Source organism: Pedobacter sp. PF22-3, from assembly GCF_026239555.1.
Lineage (GTDB): Bacteria > Bacteroidota > Bacteroidia > Sphingobacteriales > Sphingobacteriaceae > Pedobacter.
Genome location: NZ_JAPIVP010000022.1, coordinates 16,443 through 33,082 on the forward strand (window position 1 = coordinate 16,443; position 16,640 = coordinate 33,082).

Annotated in this window: 12 protein-coding genes and 1 tRNA gene; 4 read left to right on the forward strand and 9 right to left on the reverse strand. The window is 38.3% G+C overall.

What is annotated here, in order from left to right; translation table 11 throughout:
* Positions 1 to 19: 19 nt before the first annotated feature.
* Positions 20 to 484, reverse strand: coding sequence for a hypothetical protein (locus OQX63_RS21340; protein ID WP_265852828.1), 465 nt, complete (start codon positions 482 to 484; stop codon positions 20 to 22).
* Between the two features lie 201 nt (positions 485 to 685).
* Between OQX63_RS21340 and ychF the strand changes: the two genes are divergently transcribed.
* Positions 686 to 1,786, forward strand: a complete 1,101-nt coding sequence (gene ychF, locus OQX63_RS21345; protein WP_265852829.1) for a redox-regulated ATPase YchF — start codon at positions 686 to 688, stop codon at positions 1,784 to 1,786.
* Between the two features lie 847 nt (positions 1,787 to 2,633).
* Here ychF and OQX63_RS21350 read toward each other — a convergent pair.
* Complete coding sequence (locus tag OQX63_RS21350) at positions 2,634 to 3,248, reverse strand: HAD hydrolase-like protein (RefSeq protein ID WP_265852830.1); 615 nt, start codon at positions 3,246 to 3,248, stop codon at positions 2,634 to 2,636.
* Between the two features lie 9 nt (positions 3,249 to 3,257).
* Entirely contained in the window at positions 3,258 to 4,634 is a 1,377-nt protein-coding gene (gene mgtE, locus OQX63_RS21355) for a magnesium transporter (protein WP_265852831.1), read from the reverse strand.
* A gap of 479 nt (positions 4,635 to 5,113) precedes the next feature.
* On the opposite strand from mgtE, the gene OQX63_RS21360 reads away from it, so the two are divergent.
* Both OQX63_RS21360 and OQX63_RS21365 read left to right on the forward strand, forming a co-directional pair.
* Entirely contained in the window at positions 5,114 to 5,854 is a 741-nt protein-coding gene (locus tag OQX63_RS21360) for a LytR/AlgR family response regulator transcription factor (protein ID WP_265852832.1), read from the forward strand.
* 91 nt (positions 5,855 to 5,945) lie between these two features.
* Positions 5,946 to 6,017, forward strand: a tRNA-Arg gene (locus OQX63_RS21365).
* 562 nt (positions 6,018 to 6,579) lie between these two features.
* Here OQX63_RS21365 and OQX63_RS21370 read toward each other — a convergent pair.
* The 6 genes from OQX63_RS21370 to OQX63_RS21395 all read right to left on the reverse strand — a co-directional run bounded on the left by OQX63_RS21370 (position 6,580) and on the right by OQX63_RS21395 (position 15,571).
* Positions 6,580 to 7,722, reverse strand: a complete 1,143-nt coding sequence (locus OQX63_RS21370; RefSeq protein ID WP_265852833.1) for a TlpA disulfide reductase family protein — start codon at positions 7,720 to 7,722, stop codon at positions 6,580 to 6,582.
* A 2-nt stretch (positions 7,723 to 7,724) separates the two neighbouring features.
* Positions 7,725 to 9,185 (reverse strand): RagB/SusD family nutrient uptake outer membrane protein, encoded by a 1,461-nt coding sequence (locus OQX63_RS21375; RefSeq protein ID WP_265852834.1) that lies wholly within the window; start codon positions 9,183 to 9,185, stop codon positions 7,725 to 7,727.
* Positions 9,186 to 9,204: 19 nt separating this feature from the next.
* Entirely contained in the window at positions 9,205 to 12,777 is a 3,573-nt protein-coding gene (locus tag OQX63_RS21380; protein WP_265852835.1) for a SusC/RagA family TonB-linked outer membrane protein, read from the reverse strand.
* Between the two features lie 264 nt (positions 12,778 to 13,041).
* Entirely contained in the window at positions 13,042 to 14,226 is a 1,185-nt protein-coding gene (locus OQX63_RS21385; RefSeq protein WP_265852836.1) for a FecR family protein, read from the reverse strand.
* An 85-nt stretch (positions 14,227 to 14,311) separates the two neighbouring features.
* A complete protein-coding gene (locus OQX63_RS21390; RefSeq protein ID WP_265852837.1) occupies positions 14,312 to 14,929 on the reverse strand; it encodes an RNA polymerase sigma factor in 618 nt (205 codons plus the stop codon).
* Between the two features lie 255 nt (positions 14,930 to 15,184).
* Positions 15,185 to 15,571 (reverse strand): winged helix-turn-helix transcriptional regulator, encoded by a 387-nt coding sequence (locus OQX63_RS21395; protein ID WP_265852838.1) that lies wholly within the window; start codon positions 15,569 to 15,571, stop codon positions 15,185 to 15,187.
* Positions 15,572 to 15,670: 99 nt separating this feature from the next.
* On the opposite strand from OQX63_RS21395, the gene OQX63_RS21400 reads away from it, so the two are divergent.
* Positions 15,671 to 16,378 (forward strand): SDR family oxidoreductase, encoded by a 708-nt coding sequence (locus OQX63_RS21400; protein ID WP_265852839.1) that lies wholly within the window; start codon positions 15,671 to 15,673, stop codon positions 16,376 to 16,378.
* Positions 16,379 to 16,640 lie beyond the last annotated feature (262 nt).

Consider the following 16,640-nt stretch of genomic DNA (forward strand, 5'->3'; position numbering starts at 1 on the left):
CTTTTTTATGGGTTATTTTTTATTTTATACCTATAGCGCTCACGGCTACTGCAATAATTAATAGAAAATAACTTACCAATAATATAATGGTTAGTATTCCCCAAAATTTAAACAGTGATTTTACATTCGCAATGGCATCATTTAAATTTTCCTGATCGCCAAACAGCACTCCTTGCTTACCCTTAGCCGAAAAACGCAACAATAATAAACTTGGGTAAAAAAACAATAAGGCCATTAGCAGGTAAAATATGGTAATACCTGTTGCGCCAATACCGGCCAGCGGCCCTAATTGATTAAGCATTGCAGGATTTGCTGATATTGCAGCCCCTATTCCAAATGAACTTAAGGTTAAAAATGCAGAGACAACAAAACCAACAACCGATAGAAATCTTGCCCATTTACTCATATCGTAAAAATAGCTGCGCATTTCTTCGGTAACAACCAACTTTACTTCCTGGGGCACTTCTTTTTCAAAATCTTCCATTTAATCTCTATGTATTTTGGGCTAAACTTAGATAAAATATAGATTTGATACAAGACCAAGGGTTTAAATAAAGGTTTTAAAAGCTTATCTTTGCGCGGTTTTAGCAGAGATGTAATACGGAAAATGTAAGATGGATGGTGTGATGGATAAAGCGATTACCGACTAAAGACTGTTGACTAAAGACTTAAAGACTAATAAATAATGGCATTACAATGTGGTATAGTGGGTTTACCAAATGTGGGAAAATCTACTCTTTTTAACTGTTTATCAAATGCAAAAGCGCAGGCTGCAAACTTTCCCTTTTGTACTATTGAACCTAATGTTGGTGTAATTACGGTTCCTGATGATAGATTAACCAAACTGGCTGAGTTGGTTAAACCAAACAAAGTGCAACCGAATACGATCGAGATTGTAGATATTGCAGGTTTGGTAAAAGGCGCATCAAAAGGTGAAGGCTTAGGAAACCAGTTTTTAGGAAATATCCGTGCGACCAATGCAATTATTCACGTTTTACGTTGTTTTGATGATGGAAATGTAATCCATGTAGATGGTTCTGTTGATCCGATCCGTGATCGTGAAATTATTGATACCGAATTGCAGCTTAAAGATCTGGATACTGTTGACAAACGTATTCAAAAAGTTGAAAAAATGGCTAAAACCGGTGGCGATAAAGATGCGAAACGTACTTATGAAATTTTAACCGTGGTTAAATCTCATTTGGAGAGCGGTAAATCGATCCGTACAGCACCATTGGCGCAAGATGATTTCGATTTTATTGAAGATTTAGGCTTACTTACGCAAAAACCGGTAATGTATGTTTGTAACGTTGATGAAGCATCGGTAATTAACGGCAATAAATATGTTGATCTGGTTAAAGCCAATGTTGCGGATGAAAATGCCGAGGTTTTAGTGATTTCTGCCAAAATTGAATCAGAAATTGCTGAACTGGACAGCTATGAAGAGCGTCAGGAATTTTTGGCTGATTTAGGTTTAACTGAATCTGGCGTTAATAAATTGATCCGTGCAGCTTATAAATTATTAAACCTTTATACTTATTTTACTGCTGGTGTACAAGAAGTAAGGGCATGGACCATCACCAAAGGTTTTACAGCGCCACAAGCTGCAGGTGTAATCCACACTGATTTTGAAAAAGGCTTTATCCGTGCTGAGGTAATTAAATATAATGATTTTGTAACCCTAGGTTCTGAAAACGCCTGTAAAGATGCTGGTAAATTGGGTGTTGAAGGAAAAACCTATGTAGTGGAAGATGGAGACATTATGCACTTCAGGTTTAATGTATAACCCCTAAATCCCCTAAAGGGGATTTTGAAAAATATAATTTAGAGCCACTTGAAAGAGTGGCTTTTTTGTTTAGAGATTTTTGTCATGAGGCACAGAATCTATTAATTAGAGTTGACAACTTTAATAGCTCGGTTGCACAGAAAGTTGTCAACTCTTCAAGTATCATAAGTGATCTTTACCACAGATACTAGAAAACACGGAAGATGCTATGCTGTTAGGGGCGATTAGCAGCATTACAGGAATTAACCACAGATGCACACAGATAATGAAGCGCTGTTCTTTTTCTTTTTAGCAGTTATTTTGCCATCTAAACCCGATTGACAGTGAAAGCGCCTGATCCTTCATCAGGCCTTGAACAGAAAGCGGGAACAAACTTTCAAAAAAGCTTCTGTCTTTGCTTTTCAAATACAAAGGAATATTTTGATATGGCGCTAGGAAAATCATTCAAAGCACCTCTTTTTTTTTGCGAGTTTGGTGTCAGAATCGAACTGACTACACTGGTTTTGCAGACCAGCACACATCCATTGTGCATACCAAACGGTTAGAAATAAAAAAGCCGCTTATTACATTTGTAACAAGCGGCTCTAAATTCTTTTTATATTTTATCAGATAAATAAAGTCAACCCGTTACTTTTTGAGTAACAAAAACACGAGTTCAAACAATATTTTGCTGTTGTATTTTTCACGATGTAAAGATAAATATACTTTCTTAGTTTGCAAACAATAATTAAAATATTTGATTGAAGCCTGTATCTTGCATTAAGATTCCCGCCTGCGCGGGAATGACGCCTCTTCTATTAATATTATAAAATATATTCTGTGTAAATCCGCGGAAAATAATTATCAATTAAATCTCTAACCCATACGCAGCTAACTGTGCCTTAGTATCTTCGTAATTGCTATGATGAATACCTTTTAAGCCCAAACCTTCAGCAACCTGAACAAAAAGCATACGGTCGTCGATGTATAAACTCGTTTCCACGTCGCTTTGCGAAATATCGATCGCTACTTTAAAGATATCGGCATCTGGTTTACGAAAGTGCACAAAACTAGATGAGACAAAAAAATCGACAAACTCATTCAGCTTAAAGGTATTGATGCGGTATTGGTTGAGTTCTCTACCTTCGTTGCTGATTACGGCTACCTTTAAATTGTATTTCTTTTTTAAATCGCAGATCAATTGGATCATTTCCGGATAAGGAAGCGATTTTTTGAACATGAATTCCTTAAAGTCATCATAGGTAAAATTGCGTTCTTTGAAGAAAACAATACGCTCCAGGTATTCATCAAGCGTTAATTTACCCACTTCATAGGTATCGAAAGTAAGGTGGTGGCGTTCTTCGAGATCAACAGAATCGAGATTAAAAATTACGGATGCCTCCCCTCTTGCATGTCTATCCCAGCCATTGGTTAACAAAACGCCCCCGATATCGGTGAAAAGTGTGGTAATTTTCTTTTGCATGATTTAAATTTAAAGTAAGACGCCTTTTAAGATCAATACGGCTACACTAAAATAAATTACAATTCCGGTTACATCTACCATGGTGGCTACAAATGGTGCTGATGAGGTTGCGGGATCAAGTTTGAGTTTTTTCAAAATAATTGGCATCATTGAACCGATTAAACTACCCCATAAAACAATGCCGACGAGGGTAAAGAATATGGTAGTTGCAATAAGAAGCCAGTGTGGACCGTAGTTATAAAGGTGTAATTCTTGCCAGGTTACAATGCGCACGAAACCAATTGTACCTAAAATGATTCCCAGTAAAGCTCCTGAAACCAGTTCGCGGCGCATCACACGCCACCATTCTGCAATGGTTACTTCGCCCAGGGCCATGGCCTGAATAATTAATGTTGAAGCCTGGGAACCGCTGTTCCCACCGCTACTCATAATTAATGGAATAAAAAGAGACAACACCACTGCCTTTTCGAGTTCAATTTCGAAGTGTTGCATGGCTGTTGCAGTTAACATTTCGCCCAAAAAGAGCACAATCAGCCAACCAGCACGTTTTTTCACCAGTTTTAGAATCGGGATATCCAGATAAGGCTCATCTAAAGCTTCGGTACCCCCTATTTTGTGCATATCTTCGGTATACTCTTCGTTGGCAATCCATAAAATATCATCAACGGTAACAATACCTAAAAGAATGTTGTTCTCATCTACCACAGGTAAAGCCACGCGGTTGTTCATCCTAAAGATGTTAATCGCATCTTCCTGGGGATCGTTTGCTTTTAAGGCGATGAAACGTTTATCGGTCAATTCACCTATAATAGCTTCAGGATCAGCAAGTAATACTTCACGAATCCTAATGTCGTCCAGCAAAACACCTTCCTTATCAATTACATACACCACATCGATGGTTTCGGAATTTTTTCCGTAACGCCTGATGTGTGCCAAAACCCTTGTGATAGACCATTCGGGTTTTACGGCGATGTAATCGGGTGTCATTAAACGGCCGATACTGTCTTCTTTATAGCCTAAAAGTGCGAGCGATTCTTTACGTTCTTCTGGCGGTAAGAGGGTGATCATTTTTTTAACCACATCACCTTTTAATTCGCTAAAAAGTGCAGTACGATCATCAGGTGGCAGATCTTTAATGATCTGATTGAGTTTATTACCCGAAAGTTTTTTGATGATACGCTCCTGTGTAGGAAAATCCAGAATCCTGAATACATTTACCGCCCTGTTGAGGGATAAGGTTTCAATAAATTTAGCTGCATGTTGTGGGAGTTCATCTATCAGTTCTTCAACATCCGAAATATTCAGTTGATCCAGATATTGCTTTAACGCTCTATCATTTTCTTTTTCAAGTAGTTCCTGAATTTCTTCCACAACCATTTCTTCCATACACAGCTATTTAATTTGTTACATGCTTAAACCTTAATTGACGGTTCGCAAAGGTGCATTTTTATTTCTTAAAAAGCCAACCTGAGTCGCTAAAATCCGCATAGCAGAAAGCCTAATTTAAAAATACAAGTGCACAAAGTCAACATCAGCTTATGTTTGATGAATGATTTAATCATTTTTTAACATAAAATAAATCGGGTAAAAAGATTTGGGCACATAGATTAGCACTATATCATCTATAAACAGTAGAAAACTGAAAAGAAGATCATAAAACCAATTCATTTAGCATCTATTCTATCAGTTTTCCAAACTACATACAAATTATGGCTAACATCTACAGATCATAAATGACTGGAAAATCTTTTTACTTTTTCAATGCCCGAAAGCGTGGCGATGTCAGTTACCTTAAAAAAGCTTTCATACACCCCCAGATGCTAATCAGGAATATTTTGTATCTTGTCATATCTAATCTATCTCTCATGAACAACACAATCCCATGCATTATTATCGATGATGATCAGTCAGCTATTGACATTCTTCAAGAATTTATCTCAGAATTTCCGAGACTCAGATTAGCATTAACCTACACAAAATCAGTTCCGGCACTAAATGATATTACCATGCTGAAGCAAAGCCATATCATCTTCACGGATATCGACATGCCTCATCTTTCTGGAATTGACTTTGCAGAAAATCTGAAAGGTGAATCGCACCATATTATTTTTATCACCTCCTACCCGCAATATGCGATTGAGGCTTTTAAAGTCAGGGCAAAGCATTATCTTCTTAAGCCATTTGATCTTTCAGAATTTGCAAAAGTGATAAATGATGTGTTAAAAGAATGTTACGGAAGCCATAATTTTGAAGGAGATAGTGAAGATGTATTCTATTTTAGAAAATCCAGCGATAAAAGTACAATATTAACTGTACCAAAAAACGAAATCATCTATATCCAGGGTTCAAATAATCATATTCATCTGTACACCCCTACTGAAAATCACTCGGTTTACATGACCATTAAGGAGATGGAGGAAAAACTTAAACACAATACCAGCTTTTTCAGGGTACACAAATCGTACATCATCAATTCGGCTTTCGTAAAGAAAATTGAAGGTAATAAGATAAATCTCGGAAAGTATGAAGTATTGATGGCAGCTCATTATAAGGCTGCCTTTAGCAAGTATATTGAAGATAGGTTTCTATTATCCGGCAGAACTTAGCCTGAACTGTGACGATCATAGCTGAATTAACTGTATTTTTTTATTAAAAATGCCAAAAAAATAAGTTTTCAAATCCTATATTTGCAGCCTTGCTCCCGTAGTTCAATGGATAGAATTATGGTTTCCGGTACCATCGATATGAGTTCGAATCTCGTCGGGAGCACCTCACGAGACAAATCAGTTTTTACGCTGTTTGTCTCGTTTTTTATTTTAGGCAAAGGCTACTAATCAGATATATTGATTTTATTTTTTAGCACGTCCACATCCATTGTCGTTATGTACCTGTTTCTCAGCAATAACTTTAACCATTATTTCGAAATTATATCTGATAGCATCTTCATAAAGGTCAAGCGTACCATCAATAGGTTTAAGATTTGACAATCCCTGTTCAAAAACCTTATTCGCTTTTATTGCATTAATTCTAAATCGGCATGGCGAAATACAGTGATAATAGAAATAACCTGAGTTCGATTAATGTTTTAAAATTAATGTACTTTATTAGGACGAATTGGCTAGCCGTTTCGTCATGCTGATCCGATAGCTATCGCATTTATTTTACAAGTAGAAGTAATATTTTCAATTGTCTTGTAGCTACTACTTGGTCAGTATCTTTCCTGTTAAATCGCCTTGTTATAAAGACCCTGAAACATGTTCAAGGTGACGACCGTTCATGCAAGGCGCCAAATAACCAGAATTAAAGCACATTATTAATCGAACTCAGGTTATCAGTTTAAAATCTCCTTTAACTTCATTTCAAGTAACAATCCACCTAAGTTTTTGGCTATTATTTTTCCTGTAGGGTCAATTAGCAGGTTTTGTGGAATTGATCTCACTTTATAAATATCATTGACTATATTTTTTTTCCCGGTCATATCTCCAAGTTGTGTCCATATGCCAACCCCATCTTCCCTTATGGCTTTGATCCATTTCTCTCTGTTATCATCACAAGACACACTGATGATGGTGAAGTTCTTATCTTTAAACTGAGTGTAGGCCTTTTTCATGAAAATACTTTGTGCCCTACAAGGACCACACCAGCTTGCCCAAAAATCCAAGAGCACATATTTCCCTTTAAACTCCGACAAGCTAACACGCTTTCCTGATGTATCTGGTTGAGTAAAATCAACTGATTGACTGCCTGGTAAAAAATATTCCATTTCCTCAATGTTTTTGGCCAGCTTCCGACCTATACTTGTTTTCTTTAATTCAGGATCAAGCTTATCGAAATAGGCCTTAAAAGGCTTGGGCGACATAATGGCCCTATTGTAATCCTCAACTGCAAACAGCGCAACAGGAGAGCGAGGGTTAGCCGATACATAATTGTCAACCATAGTTCGCTCCACCCCGTCTAAAGAGTCTAGCTTTTTTTGTACATCAACGAAGTTTTTTACGTCCATTTGCTTCTCAAATGCCTGCGATTGCGCATTATAAGGCCGCATTTCATAATGCAACTTTTGTACCGAGATAAAATAACTGGTGTATTCCTGCTGGATCTGACTTCCTTTTACAACTGCGGTATTTAGACTTTCTCCTGTTGTGCTCAATTTATAGTGAATTGGTTCCAACAGAATCCTGTACACATTTTTCGGATCGTATAAAGCTGGTCCAACGGTAGGTTGGGGAAATTTTATCTTAAGTATTGCGACCACAGGCTCTGATACCTCGCCTGAAAGTTTAAATTTTCCGTTTTCGATCTTTGCAGTATCCCTGTTAGCTTTGCCGTTCGCATCAGCATAGGCCATAGTCATCATTCCTGTTTTGCATACTTTAGAAACATCACCACTAATGGTAAAAGATCCAGTATATTTCGATTGTGCTTTTCCCTGACAACAAATCAGCAGAAGAATTGCGATTATATTTACTTTCATGATTATGGATTATTTGTTAGGTTAGCATTCTGGGCCATTATTTTAAGCGGTAACCTGAGGGTTAAGCGTTCTTTAGGCAAGGTGTAAGTAGATACAATATTGCCTTGAATATCGAAAATTTTATGTGTATAAACATCGTTAGCAAAAAGTGGGTCAACAGATAACCGCCTCATATCAAACCAACGATAACCATTAAGTGCAAACTCCCTCTGGCGCTCATTTATAACAAACCTAATCATCTGATTACGATCTGAAATATTCACAACAGCATCAGCTGCGGGCATTCTTTTTTTCCGAAGTGTTTCAAGATCGTCCTTAGCGCCAGTCAAATCGTTGGTTCTGGCTTTACATTCTGCACGAAGGAGGAAATATTCAGGATAGGTTATCCCATAAGAAGGAACTGTATTATAGCCATACCTTCTTACCATGTTTAATGGAAAGGTTACGTTAGTTGAGATGGGATTAGCCTTTGACGTAAATAATTTTTTCCTTTGGTCGTTCGCACCATACAGTTGGTAGGCTTCCTGGGTCAAAAGCAGTAAATTTGAGGATTCCATAAAACTGGAAGTGAAATTTCTTGCCAGCATGCCTTCGTTACTTTGAAAAGGAAGTGGGCCATTCGTGTATGAATTTACCGTTGGCGAATAGCCCCAACTACCGCCAAGAACAAGCGTTTGGTTATAATCATAGAGCTCTGTAGTTACATTGGTTGGTAGTAGGGTCGCAGCCAAATTTAATTGTTCCAACGCCTCTGTGTATCTACCCATAAAAAGATAGACCTTGCCCAATAAAACAATAGCTGCCGATTTGTTCATCCGCTGTCTCAATCCAAAATTTGAGTTCCGTGGAAGAGCAGGAATATTTTCAGTAAGATCTTTTATAATGAAATCATAAACTTCCTGTACGCTGGCTCTACTAAAGGAAGTTACTGCTGCATCCGCTTCTGTAACAATAGGAAAGCCCGGATCAGCTGCTGCTGTTGCCGGATTGTATGGTTTGCCATAGTAATTGATGAGCATAAAATAACTCCAGGCCCTGGTTGCAAGTGCCTCTGCCTGTAACGCTCTTTTTTCAGATTCAGAACCATCTGTAGAACTCATTACTTCATTCGCAATCTTATTGAGCAAATAGACCTGCGCTGTTAAACGGGTAAATTCAACAGCATCTTCATTATCCAGATAGATGTCGTTTTCCCAGCGAAAGGCCTTCTGAATTCTAACAGCCGCCGGATTCAGGTAAGTAGAAACCCCTGCAACTTCGTCACTCAGGGTAATCTGTATATCTGAAGAGCCCGTGGCCAGCAAACTTGTTGTGTAAAAGAGATTGTTATAATCGTTCGTTGTCTTTGCAATGAGTCTACCAATCGGATCAACCTCCAGGAAATTCTTTTTACAAGAGGTAAGTACCGTACAATATGACAGTACTATAAAAAATAATATGGTGATTAAATTTTTCTTTAGCATTTTTCTTTATTTTAAATGATTAGAAGTCTACGTGGATGCCAACGGAAAAAGTATGCTGATTAGCTACTTGTCCTCGTATACCCAACAGTGCATTCTGAAATTCCGGATCAATATCAAATTTGTTTGCTTTCCATAGCATGATGTTACCTGTCTGCACCCGTATTGTTATTCCTTCGGCGTTAATGCGGCGCGATAACATATCAGGAAGCTTGTAAGCAAGTGTAACATCCCGTAATTTAATATATGACGCACTGATCACATTCGTATTTCCGTATAGATAATAATTAACAAAACGTCTGCTCCCACTCGTGTTTGCATTACTTACCCAGCCAGGTATGTCCGTGAAATTTTCGTCGCCTGGCTTCTGCCAGCGTAAAGCAAAATCTGAATGGACATTCGCACCTGTTAGTGATATGCCGTTCGGAGACAGGCTATTGAGGGTATAGGTTCTGTCCAGGTCACGTCTCATCACATGCCCCAGGTTGTAGATCACATTAGCAGAAAGTGAAAGTGACTTATACCTGAAGGTATTGGAAAAACCACCGCTCCATTTGGGCTGATAAGTACCCATGAAGACCATATCTTCCGGCTTGGCTACGTTCAACGCTTTAGTTACCGTACCATTTGCCAACCGGATTTGCGGATCACCCATATTGTCCAGTCCGGCATAATTGTAGGCAAAAAGTGCATAAGCTGCATACCCTTGGTAGAAGCCCCCGTAAGCATTGTTGTTGATGACCGAATTACCTGTCGTTGCAGTAAGGGCTGTGGAGAGGCGATTGATTTTATTTGAATTGTAAGCAATGTTCCATAAAGTATTCCAGCTGAAGTTACCGCTGACCACATTTATGGTAGTAAGGCTTAACTCAATACCTTTATTGGTGAGATCGCCCAGGTTACCCACGATTGTGGTTACACCTGTGAAACCATTGCTTGGTAGATTGCCAAGTAAGTTCTCCGTCTTTTTATGATATAAATCCAAGGCCCCGCTGATCCTGCCGTTCAATATTGTGAAATCCATTCCAACATTGGTTACTTTCGTCGATTCCCAGGTAAGGCTTCTGTTGGCATAACTTGAAATGACATAAGCGATTGATCCGGGAAATGTTGCTGACCCAGTTCCTGCGATAATAATATCTTTAGAGGCTGCTGTTCCGGGTGTTGGTGCATTTCCTGTAATTCCATAAGTTGCCCTTAGGTTGAATCTTTGAAGCCATTTGATATTTTCCATAAAATGCTCTCTTGAAAGCGCCCAGTTTACGCCAATACTCCATACAGGCTTATTCTGAGCCGATTTTTCAGTGCCAAAAAGATTGGATTTGTCCTGACGCCAGCTACCATTAACGGTATAACGCTGTAGGAAAGTGTAGGCTGCATTTGCATAAATCGACCGAAACCGTGTTTCTACCTCTGCATAACTAAAATCATTGGTATTGTAAGTACTCCTCGAAGAGTTGTAACGCATAATCGTATTAACGACCCCTTTGGCTAAAGTATCATAGTTTAACGGTTGAGATGTACCAAGTTGCGGGTTAAAACCTCTTTGCGTAATCGATGTACTTCTTGTCAACGCCTTTTGCATTTCTGCACCAAAAATGGCAGATAACTGGTGGTCTGATGCTTTCCAGTTTTTATTGTATGCCAATTGATGACGGATGGTCCAGTTTTCCTGTACATTATTCCCCGATATGTATCGTCCTCCTTTTTGGGGCATAAAATAACGGATGTTGTTTGTGGCCACACTCCCTGTGGCAAAACTTACCACTTCATTTCTGGATTCGTAAGCTTCCTGTGCCCGATAATTACGGCTGTTGTCACTGCCTTTTACCAATCCATATATACCTTCCAGTTTTAAACCGTTTAATAGGATGAGTGAAACGCCTGCGGTGAGCCTGGCCAGCAGGTTATCGGTAAGGGTATAACCATATCCTGCTTCATCTAATGGACTATAATCTAAACTTATACCACTTCTGGTCTCATAAGCTTTACGTAAAGAATCTGTCCTTGATAACCAGGGCATGTGAATATTGTTCCCATTCGCATCGCTAAACAACTGATACGGTAAAAAAGTATAATTGGCGTTCGGCAAAGGTGTTGTCTTACTTCTAGAATTGGTAAGATCGGTAATCAGGTACATACTCAGATAGCGTGAGGGACGGTAATCCTGACGGGCATTGACTTTGTACGTATTGGTATAAGATCCGGGTTTGCTATTCTGAGCTCCAGTATAAGCAAAAGAACCGTAAATGCTGTATTTTTCGGTTCCTCCCCTTACCGAAAGTGTATGGTTGGTTAACAACTCATTTTGATAGAAGAGATCCCTGATTTGTGCATGGTTACTAATTCCTGCCAGACTATCCAGTTTAGCATCTTTTACCGAGGTTGGAATTAGCTTGCGCGACCAGTCAAACAAAATTTGTTCGTGAGGAGAAACGCCGGTACTAATTGCAAACGGGGCATTGCTTGCCGTTTGCCAGCTTGTAACGGAAGGATCGAATATATCTTTCGCAGCCTGTATAAATTGCTGGCTGTTTAGTAAGGGCATATTGTCCAGATCAGGTTTGCCTAAAAAATTAACGAAACCATCATATTCAATTTTTAATTTCCCTGAACGCCCCCCTTGTTTCGTTGTAATTACGATTACGCCGTTTGCAGCCCTGGAACCCCAGATGGATGCAGCTGTAGCATCTTTCAGCACAGTTATATCAGCTACATCGTTTGGGTTTACCGAAGCAATATTACTGATCGCGATCCCGTCTACAACAATAAGTGGCCCACGCTCGGTACCACTGTAAACGCCACTTGTACCCCCACTAAGCACACCAATGGAGGTTAGTCCACGGACTTGAAAGTTGTCTGTATTTGCATTGTTGATGGTTAGACCAGGAATTAATCCATCCAAACGTTGGAGGATGTTCATTGTTCCCGTCCGGTTTTTCAATATCTCCATGTCGGGCTTTGCAAAAGATCCTGCACTCCGCTCCTTAGGTAAGGTCTGGTAACCTGTAGAAACAACCTGCACTTCTGTAAGCTTATCACTTGTTACATTAAGTCTAATCAATTGATAGGGCAAATTTTCCTTTGCTGTAAAGCTGATCTTTATAAATCCGACAAATGAAATTTCAATCCGGTCCCCAACATTGGCGGCAATGGTAAAAGTACCGTTCTCTGCAGTGACGACAGATTTGTTCTGCGTGACATTCTTTACACTTGCATTGGATAGAGCCGTACCTGTGGAGTCAGTCACCTTGCCCGAAATAGTCAGATCAACAGCAACATTACCATCATTTCCCGTATTTACCTGTTCTCTGATAACAACCATTTTATCTTCTATAGAAAATTCCAATGAGAGTTTGCTCAGGCATGAGGTAAGTACTGTTTGAAGTGGCTGATTGTCTACAGCAATATTGATAGGTTGCTTTTTCGAGATAATATCCCGGTTGTACAGGAAATCATAGCCAGTTTGCCGATGAATTTCCCGGAAAATTTTTTCAAGAGATACATTTTTATGATTTAGGGTCACATTTTGTGCAAAACCAGCTGCGCTTACCTGCATCAGCGTGATTAATATAATAACGGTGGTTAGGCGCATTACAAGCCAGAGTTTAGGGAATAGACGGTTGGATCTATCCGTTTCAATGAGATAAAATTTATACATTTGTTTGGTTTGGTTTAGCATCAGCCCATGTGGTTCGAAGCTCAGGGCTGTTGCAGTTTTAGTTGATTTTACTAATGCTGAACTATCGTCAGGGGATGTTTCCGCATACCCCTGACCTTTTATGCTCAGTTTTGCTGTCGTACAAGTATTTTCATCCTTTTTGTTTAAAAATTAATAATCTGTTAATTGATATTATAATTATTTGCTTACAAACACCTTTTGTCCTTCTATCCTAAAATGCACTTCGCCAGTTTTTGCAATCATCTTTAATACAGTAGAAATATTTCGTGATCTAGACGAGAACCCTCCTAATTGCAGATTTACAGGAGCTGATGGTTCATAGATTACTTCGATATTGTACCAACGCCCAATCTTGCGCATCACCGTACGAAAATCATCCCCACCAAAAATAAATTCCCCGTTCTTCCAGTCGGTAACTTCTTCAACATCTGCAGGCGCAACCTGGATTAGACCAGCATCAAGGACAGATTGCTCCCCTGGCTTTAGTACTTTTTGGCTGTGGTTTGAATTTGAGATCAATACACTTCCTTCCAGCAATGTGGTTTTTGTAGCTGCCTCATCTTCGTATGCATTTATATTGAAATGTGTTCCTAAAACCCGAACTTCCTGTCGCGCCGTTTTTACAATGAAAGGGTGCAAACGATCTTTAGCAACTTCGAAATATCCTTCACCTGTTAAAAAGACCTGTCGTTTACCTTTTTCAACGAAACTTACCGGATATTTTAATGAAGATGCTGCATTCAGGAACACGAGTGTTCCATCAGGTAAACGCAACTGAGTTTGTTCCCCACGAGAAGTCGATAAAGTATTGTATCCTGAATTCTTTGCACCATTATCCATGATCTCATATACAATCTGCCCATCAGGTGTTTTGGAAATCTTTACACCAGATTGCATTGCAATATTTCCTGATAATGCATTATTAACCAAAATCTTTTGCCCATTTGCCAGGGTTAAAGTTGCAACATTTTTCCCCGGAGCGATATCTTGTTCGTAAGCTACTGCGTCTGTTGATTGTTTATCATTATTATAATAAAAATAACTTCCAAACATTACTACAATGGCAATAGATGCTGCTACAACCCATTTCAAAAATAATTTATAAGTCTTAACTTGTTTATTTGGCTTTACAGCTTCTTCACCAATAAAGTGAAGCATATTTTCGATCATTGCAGATTTGTCCTGCACTGAAAATGGATTATTTATTGCATTAAAATTTACCCAATGCAATTCCATTTCATGCTCAATATTTTCTCTATTTTCTACTGTGCTGACCAACAAAAACAATTCTTCCCGCTCCTGCTGATTTGCTGTTTTATCGAAGTATTTCTTGAAGAGTATATTTAACCGTACGTCCTGCATAAAAAATGGATTTATCGACATTTTGCACTAAAGACACAAGACCAGCAAAAAAGGGGTAGTGGTGTTAATAAAAATTAACTAAACATTAATAAATCATTAAATAATTCATTAAAATCATCAGTATAACGATGTCGATTTTAGAATCAAGGTCTTTCTTAATGAAGTTAACGGCATATTGAATGTGCTTTTTAACTGTTTCAGATGAAATATTTAATTTTTTAGCAATTTCTTCGTGCTTTAGCCTTTCGTGGCGACTGAGCAGATAAACTCTTTTAGCTTGTTCCGGAAGTTTATCAATAGAACTATCGATTAGTACCCGGTAATGGTCAACTTGCACAAGCTCTTCCTGAATATCAAAATCCCTGTTAATGTGTTGTTCGATTGGCAAATTAAAATTACGTTCAAGAGCAATTTTCCTTAACTGGTTATACGTTTGGTTTCTACAAATGATGAACAGGTAATTACTGAAACTTTTAATATCGACAAGAGTCTCCCTTCGTAGCCAAATTTTGATGAAGGCATCCTGGACAATTTCCTGAGTTACAGCTTTCGATTCAGTAATTTTATATACAAACTCACCCAATGCACCATAATAACCTTCAAAAAGTTCCGTAAAGGCACGCTCATCCCCTTTAGCTATTTTAGCCAGCAATTCATGCTCATTAAAAAGGGGTTTTAGTGCCAAAACTTTGTCTGAAGCCAATTTAAGAATAAATTGAGATCAATTATAGACATATTTTTCTATATCTGGCAATGCATTTCAATTCAAATTATTTTCCTGTTAGATTCTTATTGAGGCAACGTTTCAAACTTACAGGCATTAAATATTGACCTTATCCATTGAGTTCAATTTTTTGTAAATGATTTTAAAGTCCGTAGAACAGAATCCGCTTCGGGAAATGCTAGCAGAGCCTATTAGTGTCAAAGCTCGGGGTGTGGCCTATAAGTCTGTTGTTTTTCAATTCCACTCTGTCTTCACTTTTTCACGGTGTAATATTCCCCATTCCCTCAATGCAACAATTACAGTACCCAGCGAATTTGTATATTCAGTAAGTTCGTATTCAATGCCTACAGGTTTCGTGTCATAAACATGTCGGTTTACAAAACCATTTAATTCAAGTTCCTTTAATTCGTGTGCAAGCACTTTCGCAGAAATTTTATTTATTGTCTTTTGAATTTCACCAAAATGCCTGTTGCCTTCAAGCATGGCTACCAAAATAGGAATCCTCCATTTTCCGCCCAATACGTATAAAGCATCTTGTATTGGGCCTATGGAAGATTTACATTCCGTAACATTAGGAAATAGCTCGGCAGATTTCTGTAGTCGTTTTGTTATCTCAATCATAAAGTCGATTACTTAAAGGTAAGTAGTTACATTTTGGTAACTACCTGCAATTTTTTAGCAATTTAGGTATTTTTGTGGCACTAAATAAAAAGTAAACAAATGGCAAAAACTATTGCAATTATTGGTGCCGGTCCAGGTGTTGGATTGGCTGTAGCACAACGTTTTGGAAAAGAAGGTTATCATGTAGCGCTTTTGGCTAGAAATCAGGAAAAATTAAATGATTTGGTTAAACAGCTTGAAGCACAAAAAATTTCTGCTGCTTCTTTTTACGCTGATGTATTGGATAAAAATTCTTTAAAAGATGCTTTGGCTGCTGTAAAAAAACATTTTGGTGCTATTGATATAATAGAGTTTAGCCCAACTCCGTCAATGGAAACCATGCGTAGACCAAGAAAAATAGATGTTGAAAATGCAACATTCCATTTAGATTTCCAATTGTTAAGTGCAATTACAGTAGTACAAGCAGTACTGCCCGATATGCTTTCTAAAAAAGAGGGGAGTTTGTTATTTACGACTGCTTCGTCTGCACAAAAACCAAGTGCTACAACAGCTAGTTTCGGAATTGCTGCTGGTGCTTTATTAAATTATGTCCGTGTGCTGAACAACGATTTGTCAGCCGAAAATATTTTTGTAGGCATTGTGTCAATTGGCGGGTTGGTTTATAATACTGATGAACCCGACCAAGAATTATTAAAACATTTCCCTCCGGGAACGCCTGTTATTTCTTCAAAAGAGGTTGCGGAAACACATTGGAAAATGCACGCTGAAAAGAGCGAAAACGAAATGATAATCGGAAAAATCTCTTAGTTTTAAGTCGAATTTTTAATACGGGAAAAACCACAACTTGACTTAATGTCAGTTGTGGTTTTTAGGATATAATCTGGCAGGAAACAAATTACATGATGCAATAGAATTTGCACTGCGTGGACTCAGTTTTTCTCCTCATTAAATCAAGTTAACTAAGGAAACTGCCAAAGCACCTTCAATTGAGCAAATAAAACTTTAAAGCACAAATTGTTACAACATCCATGGCATTATGTTGGGCTTTACTCGCAAGTTTAATTATGCT